This window comes from bacterium, from assembly GCA_024224155.1.
Classification (GTDB): Bacteria; Acidobacteriota; Thermoanaerobaculia; order Multivoradales; family JAHEKO01; genus CALZIK01.
The window spans coordinates 1-18820 of sequence record JAAENP010000343.1 but is presented as its reverse complement, the minus strand read 5'-3'; the positions used below and the strand labels follow the sequence as shown (position 1 = coordinate 18820).

General features: G+C 64.0%; 19 protein-coding genes. 10 read left to right on the top strand and 9 right to left on the bottom strand.

Annotated features, from left to right (window positions below; all coding sequences use genetic code 11):
• Window positions 1-252 precede the first annotated feature (252 nt).
• Window positions 253-2925 carry a glycoside hydrolase family 2 gene (locus GY769_17295; GenBank protein MCP4203675.1) on the top strand — a complete coding sequence of 891 codons (2673 nt, stop codon included), beginning with the start codon at window positions 253-255 and terminating at the stop codon, window positions 2923-2925.
• Here GY769_17295 and GY769_17290 read toward each other — a convergent pair.
• Window positions 2922-4091, bottom strand: a complete 1170-nt coding sequence (locus tag GY769_17290) for an MFS transporter (GenBank protein MCP4203674.1) — start codon at window positions 4089-4091, stop codon at window positions 2922-2924. The genes GY769_17295 and GY769_17290 overlap by 4 nt on opposite strands.
• A 203-nt stretch (window positions 4092-4294) precedes the next feature.
• Here GY769_17290 and GY769_17285 point away from each other — a divergent pair, with 203 nt between their 5' ends.
• Entirely contained in the window at window positions 4295-4888 is a 594-nt protein-coding gene (locus GY769_17285) for a hypothetical protein (GenBank protein MCP4203673.1), read from the top strand.
• A 228-nt stretch (window positions 4889-5116) separates the two neighbouring features.
• On the opposite strand, the gene GY769_17280 is transcribed toward GY769_17285, so the two are convergent.
• Window positions 5117-5425, bottom strand: a complete 309-nt coding sequence (locus GY769_17280) for a hypothetical protein (protein ID MCP4203672.1) — start codon at window positions 5423-5425, stop codon at window positions 5117-5119.
• Window positions 5426-5652: 227 nt separating this feature from the next.
• Between GY769_17280 and GY769_17275 the strand changes: the two genes are divergently transcribed.
• Window positions 5653-6483 carry a hypothetical protein gene (locus GY769_17275; protein MCP4203671.1) on the top strand — a complete coding sequence of 277 codons (831 nt, stop codon included), beginning with the start codon at window positions 5653-5655 and terminating at the stop codon, window positions 6481-6483.
• Between the two features lie 18 nt (window positions 6484-6501).
• Here GY769_17275 and GY769_17270 read toward each other — a convergent pair whose 3' ends face one another.
• Window positions 6502-7593 carry a hypothetical protein gene (locus GY769_17270; protein ID MCP4203670.1) on the bottom strand — a complete coding sequence of 364 codons (1092 nt, stop codon included), beginning with the start codon at window positions 7591-7593 and terminating at the stop codon, window positions 6502-6504.
• A 55-nt stretch (window positions 7594-7648) separates the two neighbouring features.
• Between GY769_17270 and GY769_17265 the strand changes: the two genes are divergently transcribed.
• Window positions 7649-8305: a DUF480 domain-containing protein gene (locus GY769_17265; protein ID MCP4203669.1), complete on the top strand. Its 657-nt coding sequence runs from the start codon at window positions 7649-7651 to the stop codon at window positions 8303-8305.
• On the opposite strand, the gene GY769_17260 is transcribed toward GY769_17265, so the two are convergent.
• Entirely contained in the window at window positions 8302-8571 is a 270-nt protein-coding gene (locus GY769_17260) for a hypothetical protein (GenBank protein ID MCP4203668.1), read from the bottom strand. The two genes, GY769_17265 and GY769_17260, sit on opposite strands and share 4 nt — an antisense overlap.
• Window positions 8572-8742: 171 nt before the next feature.
• Here GY769_17260 and GY769_17255 point away from each other — a divergent pair, with 171 nt between their 5' ends.
• Both GY769_17255 and GY769_17250 read left to right on the top strand, forming a co-directional pair.
• Window positions 8743-9522 carry a rhomboid family intramembrane serine protease gene (locus GY769_17255; GenBank protein MCP4203667.1) on the top strand — a complete coding sequence of 260 codons (780 nt, stop codon included), beginning with the start codon at window positions 8743-8745 and terminating at the stop codon, window positions 9520-9522.
• A gap of 147 nt (window positions 9523-9669) precedes the next feature.
• Window positions 9670-10629: a hypothetical protein gene (locus GY769_17250; GenBank protein ID MCP4203666.1), complete on the top strand. Its 960-nt coding sequence runs from the start codon at window positions 9670-9672 to the stop codon at window positions 10627-10629.
• A 29-nt stretch (window positions 10630-10658) separates the two neighbouring features.
• Here the strand turns inward: GY769_17250 and GY769_17245 are convergent, their stop codons facing one another.
• Window positions 10659-10994, bottom strand: a complete 336-nt coding sequence (locus GY769_17245; GenBank protein ID MCP4203665.1) for a hypothetical protein — start codon at window positions 10992-10994, stop codon at window positions 10659-10661.
• Between the two features lie 18 nt (window positions 10995-11012).
• Window positions 11013-11930 (bottom strand): universal stress protein, encoded by a 918-nt coding sequence (locus GY769_17240; GenBank protein ID MCP4203664.1) that lies wholly within the window; start codon window positions 11928-11930, stop codon window positions 11013-11015.
• 291 nt (window positions 11931-12221) lie between these two features.
• Between GY769_17240 and GY769_17235 the strand changes: the two genes are divergently transcribed.
• Complete coding sequence (locus GY769_17235; protein MCP4203663.1) at window positions 12222-12575, top strand: transcription initiation protein; 354 nt, start codon at window positions 12222-12224, stop codon at window positions 12573-12575.
• A 68-nt stretch (window positions 12576-12643) separates the two neighbouring features.
• Entirely contained in the window at window positions 12644-13879 is a 1236-nt protein-coding gene (locus GY769_17230; GenBank protein ID MCP4203662.1) for a sigma-70 family RNA polymerase sigma factor, read from the top strand.
• 34 nt (window positions 13880-13913) lie between these two features.
• Here GY769_17230 and GY769_17225 read toward each other — a convergent pair whose 3' ends face one another.
• The gene (locus tag GY769_17225; GenBank protein ID MCP4203661.1) at window positions 13914-14825 is read right to left on the bottom strand and encodes a hypothetical protein; all 912 of its coding nucleotides are present in this window, start codon (window positions 14823-14825) and stop codon (window positions 13914-13916) included.
• Between the two features lie 168 nt (window positions 14826-14993).
• Here GY769_17225 and GY769_17220 point away from each other — a divergent pair, with 168 nt between their 5' ends.
• Both GY769_17220 and GY769_17215 read left to right on the top strand, forming a co-directional pair.
• On the top strand, window positions 14994-15431 hold the full coding sequence (locus GY769_17220; GenBank protein MCP4203660.1) for a YceI family protein: 438 nt from the start codon (window positions 14994-14996) through the stop codon (window positions 15429-15431).
• A gap of 88 nt (window positions 15432-15519) precedes the next feature.
• Entirely contained in the window at window positions 15520-16737 is a 1218-nt protein-coding gene (locus GY769_17215) for a cysteine desulfurase-like protein (protein MCP4203659.1), read from the top strand.
• A gap of 141 nt (window positions 16738-16878) precedes the next feature.
• On the opposite strand, the gene GY769_17210 is transcribed toward GY769_17215, so the two are convergent.
• Both GY769_17210 and GY769_17205 read right to left on the bottom strand, forming a co-directional pair.
• Complete coding sequence (locus tag GY769_17210) at window positions 16879-17892, bottom strand: TIGR00266 family protein (GenBank protein ID MCP4203658.1); 1014 nt, start codon at window positions 17890-17892, stop codon at window positions 16879-16881.
• A gap of 114 nt (window positions 17893-18006) precedes the next feature.
• The gene (locus tag GY769_17205; GenBank protein ID MCP4203657.1) at window positions 18007-18792 is read right to left on the bottom strand and encodes a patatin-like phospholipase family protein; all 786 of its coding nucleotides are present in this window, start codon (window positions 18790-18792) and stop codon (window positions 18007-18009) included.
• Window positions 18793-18820: the final 28 nt, after the last annotated feature.

The window sequence follows — 18820 nt, the reverse complement described above, 5'->3', positions numbered from 1 at the left end:
GATCGCGCCACCGCCCTGAGGCTGGCATCCCGGACCACCCTGTAAGGTAGGCGCGGCGGGCGCAATGGGTGCGAGCCGGGTTTGCGGGTAGAGTGGGAGCCGTGCAGGCGTCGGGAGCTGACCGCAAGGACGGTCCGAGAGCACAGCCTGAGTCGGGATCCGTGCTCGGTCCCTGAGAGTTGCCACGGCCGATGTCTAGCTATTGTCATTGTGCAGAAGCCTTATGGGTAAGCATATAAGCACAATTCACGGATGCCAGTATTTGTAGCCGTATGGTTACTTTTTGTCGGGCTGGGCTTGGCCTGTCCCGCCGTCGGCAACCTCATTGATGACTCCTCCACCGAAAGGCGCTACCTCTCGGGAACCGGTCTTGGCGATGGCGTCGACTGGGAGTTCCAGATCGATCGGGGCCGCGGCGCCGGATCCTGGATCGAGATTCCGGTGCCGTCGCAATGGGAGCTCGAAGGCTTGGGAAGCTATGCCTATGGCAAGGACGATCCGGAGGCCAGGCTCCACGCCGAAGTCGGTCGGTACCGCCACGAGTTCGTAGTTCCCAAGGCTTGGCGGGGACGCCTCGTTCGACTCGTGTTCGAGGGCGTGATGACAGATGCCGTGGTGAAGGTCAACGGCAGATCAGCCGGCCCTCCCCACCGTGGTGGCTTCACCCGGTTCGCCTATGACGTGAGCGATCGGCTCGAGTACGGGGGATCGAACCTGCTGGAGGTCGAAGTGTCCGAAGCATCGGCGGACGACTCGGTCAATCGCGCCGAGCGCGAGGCGGACTACTGGGTGTTCGGAGGTATCTACCGGCCGGTCTACCTGGAGTCGGTTCCGGCCCGTTCGATCTCCAATGTGGCGATCGACGCTCGTCACGACGGTGAGTTGGCCGTCGAGATAGAGCTCGCCGGGGTCGAGGGTGGCGAGGAGGTAACCGTCCAGGTGCGTGAGATCGGCCCGAGAGCCAGCGAAGTGGGGCCGGTTTTGACGAGTCGGGTAGACGGCGGGCGGGACCAGATCACCATTCGAGGGCGGATTCCAGGGGTCGAACCGTGGAGCGGCGAGCGGCCAAGGCTCTACTCTCTGGATGCCCGGCTCAGCGAGGACGGACACGCGCTCCACAGGCCGAAAGCGTGGAAGTTCGGCTTCAGAACCATCGAGCTGCGGCCGGACCAGGGTCTCTTTGTCAACGGCCATCGCGTGTTGCTCAAGGGCGTCAACCGGCACTCGTTCTGGCCCGAATCGGGCCGCACCCTGAACCGCGGTCTCAACCGCCGGGACGCCGAGCTGATCAAGGGCCTCAACGCCAATGCAGTGCGCACATCGCACTACCCACCGGATTCGTCGTTCTTGGAGGCCTGCGACGAGCTCGGCATCTACGTAGTCGACGAGCTTCCCGGCTGGCACGATGCCTATCGCTCGGGTATCGGCAGCCGCCTGATCGGCGAACTGGTACGCCGCGACGTCAACCACCCTTCGGTGATTCTGTGGGCCAACGGCAACGAGGGCGGCTGGAACAGCCTTCTCGATGGCGAGTTCGGACGCCACGATCCGCAGCGCCGACCGGTGATTCATCCGGGATCGACGGCCGCTGGTGTCAACGCCAGGCACTATCCCACCTACGCTGAGTTGCGCGAGACCCTGGGGTCCGACTCGAGCCTCGGCCGCCTGCTTCGGTTGGGGAGAGCGCCGGATCTCGTGCTTCCGACCGAAATGCTGCATGGGCTCTATGACGGAGGCGGTGGCTCCGGCCTGGCCGACTACTGGCGGGCCATCTCGAGCTCGCCGCGAGGGGCCGGTGGTTTTCTCTGGGCGCTTCTGGACGAAGGAGTGGTTCGTACCGACCGTGCCGGGGCAATCGACACGCGTGGCAACTACGCACCGGATGGCATCGTCGGGCCGTACCGAGAACCAGAGGCGAGTTATCAGGCGGTGCGGCAGATCTGGTCGCCGATCGAGATCGAGAGCGCCGATTGGAAGAACGGTCTCCTCGACGTCCGGAACCGCTTCTTTCGAACCGATCTTTCGGAGTGCACGCTTCGCTGGCAAGGACTCGCAGTTCCCGATCCCGTGTCCGGCTCGGAGCCGCGCGTCTTGTTCGAGCTCGAACGCCGTGGCCCCAGGCTCGGTCCCGGGCAGCGCGGCCGCGTGAGCCTTGGAGTCGTACCCGACGGGGCGTTCGACGTTCTACGTCTGGTCGCGCTGGATCCTTATGGGCGGGAGATAGGAGAGTGGGCCGGTTGGAACGAAGGGCGCTCAGACCTGCTCGAGAGCTGGTTACCTGTCCAAGAGGGAGCGGTCACTGGAGCCGAAAGCGCTCCTCCTGGGTGGATTGAATCGGTTGAGCAGATAGGTGCGATCGGAGCCGGAGACTTCTCCACCGTCTGGACGGAGTACGCTTCGGGCTGGATCAGGCTGGAGGTTGAGCGCGGCGGAAACATGGACCCGAACGCCGCCGGTTTCACCCTCCGGCTGGCGGACTTCGAGCCCTCTAGGCTCGAGTGGCTCGGCGACGGACCCTGGCCGGTATGGGCCAATCGCCTGGCCGGTCCGCAACCCGGCCTCTGGAGGCGGTCGGTCGATCAGGACACCCCGGGGCGCTCAGCGAGAGGGTTCTATTCAGGGGTGCGCTGGATGAGACTGTTGGACGGCAGGACTCTCGCAGGTTCGGTCACGGTCGCGGTCGAGAGTGAGGGGCTGTTTGTCGGCGTCTTGGCGCCGGACTTTCCGGGCGACGCGCGGAATGCCAAAGCCGAGGTGCCCGCCCTCGGAACGATTTCCTTTCTCAGCCGAATTCCGGCGATGGGCACCAAGTTCCACCGCTCGATCGACCTCGCTCCGGTCACCGAAACCGACGCCCGAGATGAGACAGCCTCGAGGCGCGACGTTGTCTGGCTGAGATTCGATCCCCAAGGCCTCGGCCTCTAGCCAGCTCGGAGCACCGCCAGTCTGCGGATCGCAGCGATACCGGCGGCGGGCCCCAGAGCGAGAACCGCGAACGCCCAACGCCAGGTCACCAGGTCCACCAGGAGAGGAACCAGCTGGATGGTCGCCATGGTGAGCAGGAAACCAAGAGACGTTTGCAGGGTCAGCGCCGTTCCGACTGCGTGTTGAGGGGTGACCTCGGTCACCAGGGTGCTGAACTGAGCCGAGTCGGCGACCACGAAGAACCCCCAGGTCCAGGCTACGAGCGCCAGGAGCCAAGGGCTGGCGCCGAAGACCAGGCCGATTCCGATCGACGCGGTGCCGCTCGCCGCCATGGCCAGGTTGACCAGTCGCTCCCGACCCAGCCGGTCGGCCTCCCACCCGCCCCATACGCAGCCGAGTCCGCCGGCCGCGATCGCGCCAAACGCGAGCAGGTCCTTGCCGAGCCAGAATGACTCTTGCGGACTCGTCTCGGTGGCCGCGAGCGATGCGGCCAGGAACGCCGGTATCCATGTCCACATGGCGTAGAGCTCCCACATGTGTCCGAGGTATCCGGCTGTCGCCAGACGGGTGGGGCGGTGACGGAGCACCGTCCCGGTGAGCCCCCAGGCGAAGGCTCTGCGCTCGAATTGAAACGGTCCCTCGCGGTAGAAGAGCGCAACCAGGGCGGACGCCAGGAGACTTCCAACCGAGGTCGCCAGCAGCACGACTCTGAAGTCAGCCGGATTGAGGGCCCGAATCAAATACGGTGTCGCCTTGCCGACGGTCAGCGCTCCGACGATCGTCCCGATGGCAAGACCGCGGCGGGCTCGAAACCAGGTCGCGATCATCTTCATCGCCGGCGGGTAGACGCCGGCCAGGAAAACTCCGGTAAGGAATCGCAGTGCGAGAGCGGTCGCGTACCCAGGTGCCGCCACGAGCCCGGCGTTGACCAGAGCGCTTCCCAGCGCACAGGAGGCGAAGTAGGACCGCGAAGAAACCACATCCGCGAGATTGAGCACCGCGGCAGCGGCCGTACCGGCGACGAAGCCCAGTTGCACCGCGCCCACCAACCAGCCCACCTGGCCCAGGTTCAGCTGCCATAGAGACTGAAGTTGGGGCGAGATCGAGCTCGCCGAGAACCAGGCCGACATACCGAGGACCTCCGCGATCGAGAGCAGGACCAGCATCCGCCAGCGCTGGGCAGAGGGTGAAGATGAGACTTTTTCGCGGGAGACCGTCGAGTGCATCCGGCGTCTACGTTCTCATCTCGGCTGTTTCACCAAGTCCCGCCGAGCGATCTTCCTTGCGTGGCTGATTAGCACTCGCGGTCTTCGTCGGCTGCTGACTTTGCCTCCGGCCGGTTCTGGGCTAGCTTGTCGTCGGCGAAGGAATGCAGCACAACGGCTTGTCGGCGAGAAAGCTCTCGAAGCTCAAATTGGTCCGTCTCGGGCGGCCGATAAGTCGCTCCGAGCACGCTGCTCTTGCCGCACGGATCCGCGAGGCGTTCTCCGGTTTCGTCGATTCCGTCTGTCTGGTCGATCATCGGTCGCCCGAGGTCGAAGAAATCGAGGCCGACCTGTTGACCCAGGATCTCGATCAAAGCCTGGGTGGGCACATCCTGGGTATCACCGACGCCGATCTGCTGGATCGGTCGGCGACCGACTTCTTTCGCTTCATGTTCGGCTGCAAGGACAACCGCAATCATGTGGCCGTGGTCTCGACTCGCCGGATCAGCGGTTCCGATCCGACGCGGTCGATCACCCGATTGCTCAAAGTCGGTCTGCACGAGCTGGGGCACAATTTCGGACTCACGCATCACTACTCGTTCGAGAGAGCGGGCGATGGCTACTGTCCGATGACCAAGGGTGATTACAACCGGCATGGTGAGCGTAGCTATAAGCGCGCGGTGATCGACGCCCGAGGCTTTCGCTTTTGCAGAGCTTGCCGGAGGTTTCTGCGACTTGCCCACGGTTCGGCGAGCTGATCCGAAGCACCGCTCAGACTCCGCTTTCCACGCAAACGTTGATCGGACCGCGCAGGTGCAGCCAAGACACGTTTGCGCTTGCCCTCGTCGTCATGCTCGAACTACGGCTTCGCTGAGCTTCCGGACTCACCATCGTCGGCACCGCCAGCGTAGCTTTGCCGACCTCTGGGGCGACGGCGACATGGAGCGCGAGCGGATCGCTCACCCTCGGGACTCGCTAGCTCGGTCCTAGGGTCCGGAGGTGCGCAGGGACTCCGCCGACTTGACGGCCGCCAGCGCAAGACAGAGCGGAATCAGTATCAGCGTCAGAAAAAAGAACTGGACGCCAGGCAAGTTGGCCTGCACCTGCGGTGCGATAGCGCCCATCAAGGATGAGAAAGTCACAGGAAGCAGGCCGAGAAGAGTTCCGATGAGCATCATGGTCAGTCCGTGTCCCGCGCGCTCGGCGGAGCCTGCGCGCTTGAAGCGCAGGATCATCCCGACCACGGCCCAGCCGAAGAATCCGACAACGAAGAGAGACACCAAGAGGCCGACCATGCGGTTCAGCTTGGTGCATCGGTCGGCGGACCGAGTCCGCCGGGTTCGACTGGTCTTGGGATTACATACGTGGAGCCGGGGGCGAGGTTGCCTGGCGGGAAGTCGGGCTTGCTGGCACCGCAGCTCTCAGGGGCCCGGTTGGCACATGAAACGCGATAATATTTGCGTAATACGAGACTACGCCTCGCCGATTCCCGGCGGCGGCAGGAATTGATAGGAGTCAGAGAATGTCCAGATCCATGCAAAAAGCCGTTTTGTGCTTGCTGCTCGCGGGGCTTGCCGTCCCGGTGGCGGCGCAGGATAATGCGGCCGTGGCGCGGTACTACCGCTCGGTCGTCGAGGCCGCGGACTGGCCCGAAGCGGTCATGTGCGGCGAGTCGTTCACCGTCGACGTGACCATGATCAACCCGACCAATACCAAGTGGACCGAAGCGGACTACCACAAGCTGGGACCACTCAAGGGAGAAGACGAGGTCTTCCGGCCGGACGGTTTCAAGTTCAAGATGCCCGAGGGTACCGAGGTGCCGCTACGTGGTCGGCACACGTTTACCTTGGAGCTCACCGCTCCAGCGGAAGAGGGCACCTACGAGACTCATTGGTCGATGATGACCAAAGGGGCACCGTACGGCACGCCGATCTCGCAGGCCATTCGTGTCTTTTGTGACGACGCCGAATTGGGTCGGGCGCTGTTTCCGGAAGCGGTACCCTGCGGCGAGCCGTTCGCCGTCGAAGTGCGGATGAAGAACACCGGCAAGTCCGCATGGACCGAGGCCAAGTTCTACAAGCTGGGCCCGGTGATGGGTACCGACGAAGTCTTTCGCCCGGACGGCCACAAGTTCAAGATGCCCGACGGTACCGAGGTGGCGGCTGGCGACAAGTACGCATTCGAGCTCGAGTTGATGGCGCCTGAGACGCCGGGCACCTATGAGACCAAGTGGACGATGATGAAGAGTGGACGCCCCTTCGGCGAAGAGGTCTCGCGCAACGTCGACGTCAAGTGCAAACCCCAGGGTTTCATGAGCAAGGAAGCCCTGCGCAAGGACGGCCGCGACATGTAAGCGAGTCGCGGTAGCGAATCAGCACGAGGGCGGGGTTTTGGACCCCGCCCTCTTCAGCTCTCCGACCGATACTCTTGGCAGCTCTCCCACGAAGCCGGGTCCGAAGGCCATGGACGGAGTCCAGGTACCGGGCTCGACTTGCCCCGCGAGCACTCGATGCGCGCATTCGACAGACGACAGCGCGGTGAAGGCATAGCCCTCGGGGGTTTCGAGGGTTCCGGTCACGCGCTCGCCAGCGGGGTTCTCGACCTGTCCCCACACGAAGGTGCGCGCGGTCTCGCGTGTGGCTTCGTCGGGGCCGGTTACGGTGCGCTCGATCCGCCACTGGAGGAATCTCTTCACCGGTCGTAGTCCGGCCACGGGCAGGAGGGCTCGCATGCGCCGTGCCCGGCGAATTGCGTTTGGTGGTTGCCCGGTGTAGACGCGGATGTTGGGAATGCCGGTGCTGCGAAAGGCGGTCGAGACGTCGCCCCAGGGGATAGTCATTGCCCAGCGCTTGCCGCAGGAGAACTCGATCTCCTTGGCGTCGTAGGCGAGTGGAACCGGTGTGATCCTGCCGTTCTTGCGCACGGCGCCGCCGGCGGGCATCGCCTCGACCATGGTCTTCAGCGTGCCGCGACTCGCCGAGCCACCGCTGGCGATGAAGGCGAGTTCGAGACGCGTGGCATCCGGTAGCGCCGCCGCCAGACTCGCGGCCAGGCAGTCCGTGGGTACCACGTCGAATCCGACTCCGGGCAGCAGCGCGACGCCCGCGGCTCGGGCTCTGTCGCCCATGGCCAGAACGGACTCGAAGACCGCGATCTCACCGGTGATGTCGAGATAGTGGGTCCGGCTGCCGAGACAAGCCTCGACCATCGGCGGGCTGGTGTGAACGAAAGGTCCGGCGCAGTGCAGAACCAGCGCGATCTCCCCGAGCGCCTGTTGAAGGCCGGCGAGGTCGTCGAGACCGATGATTCGAACCGGCAGCTCGAGCGCTTGCCCCAGCGCCTGCACGCGCTCGCGGTTCCGGCCGGCCAGGATCGGACGCATGCCGCGGCGTCTAGCCTCGCGGGCCGTCAGCTCGCCGGTGTAGCCGGTCGCCCCGTAGATCATCCAGTCGGATGTCGCCATTTGGTCGGCATTCTAGTGAAACGCCACGGCAAGCGCGGGATAAGGTAGCCGGATCATGAAGATCATTGACGATCTGAACCCAAATCAAATACGCGTTCTCGGCGCGCTCCTGGAGAAGGAGCAGGCAACCCCGGAGTACTACCCACTGACGGTGAACGCTCTTATCGCCGCCTGCAACCAGAAGAGCAATCGGGATCCGGTCATGCGACTCACCGAGACCGAAGTCGTTGAGGCGCTCGACTCGCTGGCCAAGGACACGCTGGTTTGGCGGAGTGAAGGCGCGCGGACCGAGCGCTGGCGCCAGTCGATCAGCCGGCGTCTGGAGCTCGATCCGGAGGAGAAGGCCGTTCTGACCCTGCTCATGCTCCGCGGCCCCCAGACCGTTGGTGAGCTGCGCTCGCGAAGCACCCGACTGCACGCCTTTGGCAGCCTACGAGAGTTGGAAGAGGGGCTGCGACGCCTCACGAATGAGGGCAGAGAGCTGGTCGTAGAGCTGTCCCGGCGGCCGGGACAGAAAGAAAACCGTTGGGCGCACTTGATCGCTGGAGCCGTGAGCGAAGCCGAGTCCGTAGAGGCCGTTTCACCGGCCACCGGGGTCATTGCGAAAGGCCCCTCGACCTCTCTCGCGGATCGAGTCGCAGCCCTCGAGGCCAAGGTCGAGGAGCTCACCGCCGCCCTCGAACGACTGGAGGCCGGATCCGAGGCCGACTAGACGCCGAAATCTTCTGGCGGTACGCCGACGAGCTCGCAAAGAGATCTGACCGAGGCGGGCGTCAAGGCCTCGTCGCGGTCGGCCCGTGTCAGCTGCAGTGACGAAATATCGACCGCATCGCCGAATTCGTGCTCGATCTGACGGAGGAACTCGGCAAAAGTCGGCGCCTGCCATTTCCGAAAAACACCTCTACCGGCCAAGTTGCCGGTCGGTGCTTTTGGAAAAAGCTCTGGAAGCGTTTGCTGGAACCCGGTGGATCGATGCATGACCGTGCTCCTTTCCCGGTTGCCTCTGAATACGTTCGTCCGCTGGTTCGGGTTTGTCGCGGTTGCCGAACGTCCCATGGTGATTCTGTCTGCGAGATGCGTGCCGCTCGTGTCCTCGCGCCCTCCTTTTGACTTGCATATTGCGGGCCAGAGACCGAGAATCGGTCCGCGATGATTCCCATTCGAGACGAGAATCCGACACTTCGGCCCGCAGTGACGACGGTTGTTGTGCTGGCCGCCAACGTGCTGGTTTGGGTCCTGGTGCAGGGCATGGGGTCGCATCCGGCACTGGTCGAGTCGATTTGCAGTCTCGGGCTGATCCCCGGTGAGGTTCTGGGCTACATTCCGTCCGGTTCGTCGGTCCGGCTCGGTCCCGAGTTCCTCTGTGCGATCGACTCCTCGGGCAGTTGGTGGACGGCGGTGAGCTCCATGTTCATGCATGGCGGCTGGATGCACTTGATCGGCAACATGTGGTTCCTGTGGATCTTCGGCAACAACGTCGAAGACGTAATGGGTCGGTTTCGCTTCGTCGTGTTCTACCTTCTCTGCGGCTTCGCCGCCGACGCGGCCCAGATGCTCTCGAATCCGGAGAGCGCCATCCCAATGGTCGGCGCTTCCGGGGCCATCGGGGGCGTGATGGGCGCCTACGCGGTTCTCTTTCCGACGGTGCGCGTGCAGACGCTCCTCATTCTGGGTTTCCTCGCGCGCATGATCAACGTGCCGGCCTGGGGCATGCTCGGTTACTGGTTCGGACTCCAAGTTCTGATGGGGCTCCCGAGTCTGGGTAGTGAGGCCGGCGGTGTCGCCTTCTGGGCGCATGTCGGCGGTTTTCTGGCCGGCGTCGTGCTGGTCTACGTGTTTCGCGATCCCAGGCTCGTGGCCGCCCACCGAGCGGCAACCGCCCGAGCGCTCCCCCGCATCGGCTGGCCACGTTCCGCCGTTTACAGATAGACCGGCAACTGCGCACTGCCGTATCCGGCCGCCCGGTTCCACTCGAGCGTGGACGTGCGCTCCCGCAGGCTGACAAGCCCGCGCAATCAAGCGCTTCCGCCGTGCTAGTCTGCTCGCTCCAAGACGAACTCAGGAGGGGGCTCCAGCGTGGCGAACATCACGATCGGTGGTCGGACGACTCGAAGTTTGAATACGGTGCAGGCGTTTCTGCGTCTGGTTATCTTTCTGTTCTCGCTCGCGGTTTTCTTCGGCCTGACGCTGCTGCTGTCCGGAGTCCTGGCCGCGGTGGCCACGTTCCTGGGACCGGCGACCCTGGCCGTGGGCGGACTGATTTCGTTGATTCTCGCGATCATGGTCAGCCGCACGCTCTACGTCATTCCGGAGTACGAGCGCGTCGTCCTGCTGCGATTGGGGAAGTTCATCGGTGTCAAGGGGCCGGGTTTGTTTTGGGTGATTCCCTATCCGCCCTTCTTTCGCTCGGTGGCCGCGATCCTCGACATTCGCGTACAGACGAGGGTGATCAAGGCCGCCGAGACTCTCACTGCCGATAACGTGCCGGTGGGCACCGAGGCGGTGATCTTCATGCGGGTGGAGGACCCGGAGCGCGCCGCTCTCCACGTCGCGAACTACAACGAGGCGGTGTTCCAGGCCGCCAACAGTGCGTTGAAAGACACCGTCGGTACGATGGATTTGAGTGATCTGCTCGGCGATCGGCAAACGGTGTCGGACAAGCTCAAGAACATCATCGACAGCGCGGCGAGCTCGTTCGGCGTCGACGTCACCTCGGTCGAGATCACCGACGTCCACGTCCCGCCGGACCTGATCCAGGAGCTGAGCGTGCTGGCGCAGTCGCGCCGCGCCGCCCAGGCCAAGATCGCCGAGGCCGAGGCCGAGAAGATCATTGCCGAGAAGCTCCTGGAGGCCTCGGCCTCGCTGACCCCGCGGGCGATGGAGATGTATCGATTGAACGTTCTCGAGCGCCTCGGCCGAGAGGAGGGCAGCCAGATCGTGGTCTACGGCATGGGCGGCAGGGACGACGCCATGGGGACCACTATTGCCGCGGCCGCGGCGGGATTGGCGCCGGGCAAGGTCCCAAAGCCGCGCTGAGGTTGCTCGAGCGGGCTCAACGGCTCGGGCTAGCTCGCTTCCGCTCCCTCTCCCTCTCGAGGCACCTCGAGGTTCTCGAGGACGTGAATGAACCGATCGACGAGTACTTGCACGGCGTCCCAGTCCTTCTCGACCACCCGCTCGCTCATCTCGAGATTGATGCCGTGGCAGCCACCGAACTGCTGAAACGCCAGGCAGCGCTCACATCGTGTGAGGCTGCGCGGCTCTTCGGCCGCTGCCGCATCGCACAGGGCGCAAATCGCGTTGATCTCGGTCAACAGCTCGAGCTCGTCGGGCTCGTCGATCATCCGCCGGATCTTCAGCCAGAGCTCCAGGGTCTCGGTTTTCGCGGTTTCCCAGTCCATACGACCTCCTCGCGCCTGTCAGGCAGCGGCCCATTCGGGGGGATGACGCCGGGCTGCGGAGGACATGAACCAGACCGGACAGTCGGCGCCGTGCAAGATCCCGAGGGTCGTAGTGCCAAAGAGGAACCTCTTCAACGGGCTCTTACCGTGGGCCGGCATCAGGATGAAGAGGGCGCCGATCTCCCGGGCCGCCTCCAGGATGCGGGGCACCGGTTCCCCGATCGAGACGTCGATCGCCATCCGATCGGCAAGCTCGTCGGGTATCAAAGCGGCGAGTTTCTCGCGCAGCCTCTCGATTTCGGGTGACTTATCCGGCTCGCCCGCCAGACTGCTCTTGGGCTGTGCGACATGAAGCAGGTGGATGCGGTGCGGCATGCGGCGAGCCATCGCCAGGGTGACGTCCAGACAGGCCTTCGCGCGCGAGGAAAAATCGTAGGGGACGAGCATCGACATGTGCTCCGGCTCTTCCTTGCCGACGCCGAACACGCTCTCCGGCCGATAGCTCTCGCCGGTAGTCAAGACGGTGCAGGGGGCCTGGATAATGATCTTCTCCGTCAACGATTGATGCTCTGAGGTCGAGGGTCCGTGAGTCCCCATGACGATCATGCCCGCCGGCAGGATCTTGGCGAGGTGAAGCAGGCTCTCGTCGATCGGTCCGCGCGTGATCTTGGCCTCGTACTCGATGCCTTCGGGGATCTTCTTGAACATCTCCTGAATGCGCTTGATTGCTATCTTGCCCTTGTCCTGCTCTTCGCTTTCGTGCTCCTCGGACCACATCCAGCCGACCCCGAGGTAGGCGGGCGGGCGAGACTCGAGGTTGTGCTCGAGCACCAGCTTGGCATCAGTGCGCCGGCAAATCTCTACCGCGAGGAGCAGGCTCCGTTCGGAAAGAGGACTGAAGTCGACTGGACAAAGAACGGTTCCGATGGTGCTCATGCGCTTTCACTGCGGCTCTGCAGTCCCGCTCGGTACGCCTTGACCTGACAGCCGGCGGCTGCCCTCGAGCGTCGCTTCCTGGCCACAGCCTCCTTTCGGTGACGTTAGCAAAAAGTCCCGATTCATCTTGGAGCGGTCGCTGGGAGTGCGCTACAGCCTGAGGGGTGGGCGATACCGCAGCCCGCAAGGGTGGTTTGCGGGCAAAACCGCCCGTCTGTCGATTCCTGAGACCGCGCTTCGTCTATAAGCCGAGCCGAAGCGATAACGTCAGTGTCCAAAAGGAGAAATCAAATGTCGAGTTTCATGCTGCTGCTTCACGAGAACCCCGGTGCGTTCGAGGGAGTATCGCCGGAGGATATCCAGCGGGTAATCCAAAAGTACTCCACCTGGCGGGAAGGCCTGGCCGCGGCGGGTACGCTCGCCGGAGGAGAAAAGCTCAAGGACGAGGGAGGCAAACATCTGTCGAAGCAGGGTGGCGCGGTCCGTGTGGTTGACGGCCCCTTCAGTGAGGCCAAAGAGGTCATGGCGGGCTTTTTCATGATCCGGGCCGCCGACTACGAGGAGGCTGTGGCAATTGCTCGCGAGTGCCCGCACTTGGACCACGGCTGGGTGGAACTGCGGGAGATCGACCCGCTTCACGGCTGATGGTCGCCGCGGTCGCGAGTCCGATCGAGCGTTGGGTAGATCATCTGTTCCGTCGCAGGGCGGGGCAGATGATCTCCACCCTCACCCGCATCTTCGGCCCTCAAGAGTTGGATCTGGTCGAGGAAGTCGTTCAGGAGGCCTTTCTCAAGGCTCTCAAGCAGTGGCCGTTTCACGGCGTTCCAGACAATCCGAGTGCCTGGTTGATTCAGGTCGCGAAGAACCGAGCTCTGGATACTGTGCGCCGCAGGGCCAACTGGAGATCCAAGGAGAGTCAGATCGAGCGCTCCATATTCAGTCGACGCCACAGCTTCGAAGCGCATGACGCTCGGTTTGCCGACGAGATCCGAGACGACGAGCTCCGGCTGGTTTTCATGTGCTGTCATCCCGCTCTAGGTCGGAACGCGCGTATCGCCCTCACGTTGAAGATGTCCGCGGCTTTCAGCACGGCCGAGATCGCGCGCGCCTTCCTAGCCCGCGAATCCGCGATCGCACAGCGGTTAGTGCGTGCGAAGCGAAAGCTGCGCGAGTTAGAGGTCTCCTTCGAAATGCCGGAACCGCACGAGATGCCGGCACGTCTAGATTCGGTATTGGAGTCTCTCTATTTGATCTTCAACGAAGGCCACAGCGCTCACGAGGGCGAGGATCTGGTTCGCTTCGAGCTGTGCCATCAGGCGATCCGCCTGGCCGAGCTGCTAGCCGACCACCCGGTTACCGCGACGACTTCGGTTCGCGCCCTGACGGCTCTGTTGCTCTTTCAGGCGTGCCGTCTGGGAGCTCGGACCGACGAGGCCGGCGATCCGATCCGCCTCGACGAGCAGGACCGCTCCCTGTGGGATCGGAGAGTGCTGGCCCGAGGTCTCGAGCATTTCGAGGCGGCGGCGGAAGGAAATGAGCTCTCGCGGTATCACCTGGAAGCTGAGATCGCCTCCTGTCATGCGCTTGCGGAGAACTATGGCGCCACGGACTGGCAACGCATCGTGTCCGCTTACGATCAGCTCTTGGCGATCGAACCGTCGCCTGTAATCAGCCTCAATCGCGCAATCGCGCTGTCACGGCTGGAGGGGCCATGGGCCGGTTTGGAGGCGCTTGACGAGGTCGAGACCGAGCCGGCATTGCAGAGCTATTACCCGCTGCACGCGACGCGCGCTGAGCTTCTGTCTCAGGTCGGACGCTTCGCAGAGTCGCGCGCTGCCTGTCAGAGGGCCTTGCAGCTTGCCGTAAGTGCTCCGGTCCGCCGGTCCTTGATGGTGCGCTTGGCGGAGACCGAAGAGACCCGAGAAAGAGGGGGAGGCGCGGTGCGCTAGCGCGGCTGAGCTCTTCAGTGCCCGCGCTGCTCTTTCACGAGCGGATGCGGTACTCGATCAACAGGCGCGCGTTGAGGAGATCGTCGTTTTCCGAGCCACGAGCCGCGTCGCGCACGACATCCAGAGGAGCGTAAAAGACCTCGCCCGCCAGAGTAATGCGGCGGCGCGTCTGATACCGGGCTCCGACGGCAAGAGTCGGGGTCCAGCCGTCAGCCAGCAGGAGACTTCGGTCGAGGAAGAGACTGTAACGAGCTCGAACCTGGAATTTGAGGTCGAGGTAGTTAGCCGAGACGGCTATGTAGGGACGCCAGTGGTCGTGTGCGGTCCGGCTGTATGTCCATTCGATTCCGGTGTAGTCCATCGTGACTTTGTCATTCGAGGGCTCGAGACAGTTGTCGGGGTTGACCGCCGGATCGGTAGAGCCGATCACGTCAGCGGGGCAGGTGAGGTCACCTTCGAGGGAGCCGGACTGGACCTGGGCGCGAGCCGAGAGCGACCAACTCGATCTCGAGAACAAGGGGCGCCCTAAAGCCAGGTTGTAGATCTCGGGTGTGACGCCGCCGATCTCGAGCGGTGGTACAAAGCCCAGGGTCAGGGTCCAGCGCGAAGGGAGTCCGAAACTCGCGCGCACGCGCCCGAAAGCGGACGTGCGATTGAGATCTTCCACCTTGCTTCCGATAAAGCCAACCCGCCTTTCGTCTTCGCTCAGGCTCGGTACCCAACCGGCGTCGAACGCGATCGAGATCGCGCCCTTGTCGAGCTCCTCGGAGGTTCCGTAGCCGCTCATCATCGAGACCGCGGTGAAGTACTTCATTGCCCAGGTCTCAGGACGGTCCCATGCCAGCTCCTCGGTCGAATCGAGGAGAATCTGGGAAGACGCCGGGAATTGAGTGCCCGCGAGGAGACAGACAAGGGCGAGCAGGCGCGATGTCGTGATCGCATTCATGTTCCGGTATCGAGCGGCGACGAGAAAGCCTTGCAGCACTCTCCTGGGCTCTCGGTTGGTCGCTCGTGGGCCCGGTGTTCGCTGCCGAGCAGATCTTGACTCTCGATCCCGTAAGAGACCGAGATCACCTTCGGACTCGAGGCCACCGGCCACACGGTTCAGGGCCGGTTGTTTCTCGAATTGGGGGAGATTCGCTTCGATTTGGAGACCGGCGCTGCCGACGGCGAGGTCGCGGTCGACGCCCCAAAGGCGGTCACCGGCAACAAGAGACGCGACCGGGCCATGCACAACAAGGTGCTCGAGAGCGAGCGCTTCCCGTCAATCGTCTTCCGCGTGACCGGCGTCGAGGGGAGGCTCTTGGAGACGGGAGGCAGCGAGTTGACGCTCGACGGAAGGATGGCCATTCACGGTGACGAGCACCCCGTCTCGGTTCCGGTACGGGTCGAGAAAGACAACGACCGGATTCTTGTCAGGGCGAGCCTCGTCGTTCCCTATGCAAAGTGGGGCCTGCACAGGCCGAGCGTCCTGTTTCTCAAGGTAGCTCCCGAGGTCGAGGTTCGAATCGAGGCCAAAGCGACTCTCGCGCCAGCCGTTGGCGGCCTCTGAGCTCCCGCTCACGGCCGGTCGAATCCAGTCAGGAAGCAGAGAGTCAGCCGGGTAGGTGCGTTCATCGTTGTCGGCTAGGATCGTCGCCATGTCGATTCGAGAACTCACCAATTGTCGTCCGGACTTTCCGGCCCTGGCGCGGACACGCGCCGGCCACGAGCTTGCGTTCCTGGACGGGCCGGCGGGAAGCCAGGTTCCCGCACCGGTGATCGATGCAATGTCGGATTACTACCGGACCTCGAATGCCAATACCCACGGGTTTTTCCAGACCTCCCGCGAGACCGATGCCCTGATGGCGCGGGCTCGAGAAACCGTTGCGAGGTTTCTCGGATCCGAGGATGGCAAGACGGTTTCGTTTGGCGCGAGCATGACGACGCTCGCTTTTTCACTAAGTCGGGCGCTCGCGCGCGGCTGGGCCGAGGGCGACGAGGTCGTCATCACCGCCCTCGATCACGAGGCCAACCGTGGGCCGTGGCTGCGGCTCGAAGAACGGGGGATCGTGGTGCGCGAAATCGCGCTGCTGCCGGACGGCCGCCTCGATGTCGACGATTTCGAGCGCCAGATCAACGAGCGCACGCGCCTGGTCGCGATGGGGCTGGCCTCGAACGCGCTCGGGACCGTCAACGACGTGGCGCGGGCTCGCCGGCTCGCCTCCGAGGTCGGGGCGCATCTGGTGCTCGACGCCGTGCACTACGCGCCGCACTTTGCGCTCGACGTCGAAGCGCTCGACGCCGACTTTCTCCTGTGCTCGGCCTACAAGTTCTACGGTCCGCACGTGGGAGTGCTCTATTCGCGGCCGGGGCTTCTCGACACCATCGACACCGATCGCCTGCGAATGCAGGATCAGGCCGCTCCTTACCGGATCGAGACCGGGACCCAGAATCACGCGGCCATCGCCGGCGTGGCGGCGGCGATCGAGTACATCGCGAGCTTCGGAGATGGCGAGGACCTGCGCTCGGCGCTCCTCGACGCATTCGCCCAGATCGGTGAGCACGAACGCGAAGTGGCTCGGCATCTCTGGGAGCGCTTCGGCCGGCTTCGGAAGGTCACGCGCTGGGGCCCGGGCTTCGGCGAAGAGGAGCGGGCTCCGACCGTGGCGATCACGATCGACGGCATGCGGCCGGAAGAAGCCGCGGCCCGGCTCGGGGAGCAGGGCCTTCAGGTGTGGGACGGCGACTTCTACGCCATTCGCGCGATCGAGTCGCTAGGGCTCGCCGACGCCGGTGGCGTGCTGCGCACGGGAGTCCTGATGTACAACACGATCGAGGAGGTCGACCGGTTGGCGGACGCCGTGGCGGCGCTCTAGGGGGCCGCGCGTCGACGGCGGCCGACAGGCGATTCACCACGGGCCGCCTCGGTCTTCTCCGGATCGTCGTCCATGGTCATCGAAGGGATAGCGTCGCGCCGGTGCCGCCTCGCCTGCGAGCGCGCGAAACTCGCCGGCGGCTTACCCCCGATCCCCCATTACCAGGCCGCCGAGGTCGCCCAGGATCGAGCCTTCGCCCTTGCGCGTGCCTCCGGTCTGGGGCGCGGCCGCGTAGACGCGGCTCGCCAGGCGACTGAACGGCAGCGATTGCATCCAGATCGTTCCCGGTCCGGTCAGGGCGGCGTAGAAGAGTCCCTCGCCGCCGAACAGCGCGGTTTTGATGCCGGAGACGGTCTGGATGTCGTACTTCACGCTCTCATCGAAGGCCACCAGGCAGCCGGTGTCGAGGCGCAGGGTCTCGCCCGCAGCGAGCTCCCGCTTGACGACGGTGCCGCCGGCGTGCGCGAAGGCAAGGCCGTCACCCTCGAGCTTCTGCAGGATGAAGCCCTCGCCACCGAACAGGCCTGCGCCGAGACGCTTCTGGAAGGCGATGCCGACCGCGATGCCCTTGGCTGCGCACAGAAAGGCGTCCTTCTGGCAGAGGATCGTGCCGTGCTGCTTGAGGTCGATCGGAAGGATGCAGCCCGGATAGGGTGCCGCGAAGGCGACCGTTTGGCGTCCGGAACCGCCATTGCCGAAGACCGTCATGAACAGGGACTCACCCGTGAGAATGCGCTTGCCGGCGCCCAAGAGCGCGCCCATGAAGCCGCCGCCTTGACTCTTCGCGGAACCGTCGCCGAAGATCGTCTCCATCTCGATGCCCGGGTCCATGTACATGAACGAGCCGGCCTCGGCGACGCAGGCCTCGCCGGGATCGAGAGTGATCTCGACGAACTGCATCTCTTCGCCGTGGACCTCGTAGTCGATCTCGTGGGCCTGGCCGAGAGCTCCGGGGGGCGGAGGCGGCGGCGCTACCGCGAAGGCTCCGGAGAACTCGGCGCGGCTCACGAGCGGTTCCCACTCGGTCATCCCCGGACCGTAGACACTGGCTTTGCGGGCCAGCTGGCCGTTCTTGATCTTGTCGACGATCTCCTCCTCGCTGTAGGGGCCTTGCTGCTTTCCACTGACGGCTACGTGCCAGACCTTCTCGCTCATTGGTGCTCCTGATTGCCTCGCTGGCTGTCGGTTGAAGTCGGGTGTGCTTATCCCAGGCCCTGAACTCTACATCCAATCCCTCGAGGCGCGGATAGGCACCGATGGCCTTGGGGGTCAGTCCCCTCTATATTTCTCCAAAGATTTCCGGATCGAATCGACTCGCTCCAAGGCTGCGGCGTATCCGATCTCGAGGATCTCGCGCAAATGCTTGCTGTCGAACGCGCCGAATTTGGCGAGATCTTCGGGGCAGAGGAACACGTCGCACTGGTGAAACTTGCGCTTGGAGCTGAAGAACATGCCCACCTCGATCGCTCGCTGGGACACGGCCAGTGAGTTCTTGAGGGTCGACCGGTCGACTTCGCGCAAGGGACTGGCGTAGACCCCGATCAGGGTGTCGCACAGCATCTTGATCGGTTCCACGGGGAAGTTGTTGATGATGCCGCCGTCGGAGAACCAGCGGCCGTCGATCTCGGTGGGAGTAAAAACCATCGGTACCGAAGAGGAAGCCAGAATCGCCGGGATCAGGGGTCCGGACGTGAAGATCTCGAGCCGGGCGTTGACGATGTCGGTGGCGGTCAGGAAGAGGCTTTTGGCGAGGGCCTCGAAGGAGTTCTCGGGAAAATACTCCAAAAAGTCGGCCACGACCTTCTCGGTGTCGATGAACCCGGGTTTGCCCAGGGCGAACTTCGAGAGCTTGAACGGGCTTTTCACCTTAAAGAACTCGAGCATCTCTTCCGGCGGGTAGTCCGCGGCGTAGAGGGCGCCGACAATGGCGCCCGAGCTGGTGCCGGCGATGCAGTCCGGAGCCAGGCCGTGCTCCTCGAGCGCCCTGAGCACGCCGATGTGGGCGATTCCACGGCTGCCGCCGCCCGAGAGGACGATTCCGAGACGGTTCTTCATTGCGCCACGTTACTTGATCTTCATCATC

Bases quoted from the DNA above. Each gene is read 5' to 3' on its own strand.
- GY769_17275 (MCP4203671.1), top strand. From the start codon at position 5,653: ATGTCCAGATCCATGCAAAAAGCCGTTTTGTGCTTGCTGCTCGCGGGG.
- GY769_17205 (MCP4203657.1), bottom strand. From the start codon at position 18,792: ATGAAGAACCGTCTCGGAATCGTCCTCTCGGGCGGCGGCAGCCGTGGA.
- GY769_17270 (MCP4203670.1), bottom strand. From the start codon at position 7,593: ATGGCGACATCCGACTGGATGATCTACGGGGCGACCGGCTACACCGGC.
- GY769_17240 (MCP4203664.1), bottom strand. From the start codon at position 11,930: ATGAGCACCATCGGAACCGTTCTTTGTCCAGTCGACTTCAGTCCTCTT.
- GY769_17285 (MCP4203673.1), top strand. From the start codon at position 4,295: ATGCAGCACAACGGCTTGTCGGCGAGAAAGCTCTCGAAGCTCAAATTG.
- GY769_17265 (MCP4203669.1), top strand. From the start codon at position 7,649: ATGAAGATCATTGACGATCTGAACCCAAATCAAATACGCGTTCTCGGC.
- GY769_17260 (MCP4203668.1), bottom strand. From the start codon at position 8,571: ATGCATCGATCCACCGGGTTCCAGCAAACGCTTCCAGAGCTTTTTCCA.
- GY769_17235 (MCP4203663.1), top strand. From the start codon at position 12,222: ATGTCGAGTTTCATGCTGCTGCTTCACGAGAACCCCGGTGCGTTCGAG.
- GY769_17215 (MCP4203659.1), top strand. From the start codon at position 15,520: ATGTCGATTCGAGAACTCACCAATTGTCGTCCGGACTTTCCGGCCCTG.
- GY769_17245 (MCP4203665.1), bottom strand. From the start codon at position 10,994: ATGGACTGGGAAACCGCGAAAACCGAGACCCTGGAGCTCTGGCTGAAG.
- GY769_17280 (MCP4203672.1), bottom strand. From the start codon at position 5,425: ATGGTCGGCCTCTTGGTGTCTCTCTTCGTTGTCGGATTCTTCGGCTGG.
- GY769_17225 (MCP4203661.1), bottom strand. From the start codon at position 14,825: ATGAATGCGATCACGACATCGCGCCTGCTCGCCCTTGTCTGTCTCCTC.
- GY769_17230 (MCP4203662.1), top strand. From the start codon at position 12,644: ATGATCTCCACCCTCACCCGCATCTTCGGCCCTCAAGAGTTGGATCTG.
- GY769_17290 (MCP4203674.1), bottom strand. From the start codon at position 4,091: ATGCTGGTCCTGCTCTCGATCGCGGAGGTCCTCGGTATGTCGGCCTGG.
- GY769_17255 (MCP4203667.1), top strand. From the start codon at position 8,743: ATGATTCCCATTCGAGACGAGAATCCGACACTTCGGCCCGCAGTGACG.
- GY769_17210 (MCP4203658.1), bottom strand. From the start codon at position 17,892: ATGAGCGAGAAGGTCTGGCACGTAGCCGTCAGTGGAAAGCAGCAAGGC.
- GY769_17295 (MCP4203675.1), top strand. From the start codon at position 253: ATGCCAGTATTTGTAGCCGTATGGTTACTTTTTGTCGGGCTGGGCTTG.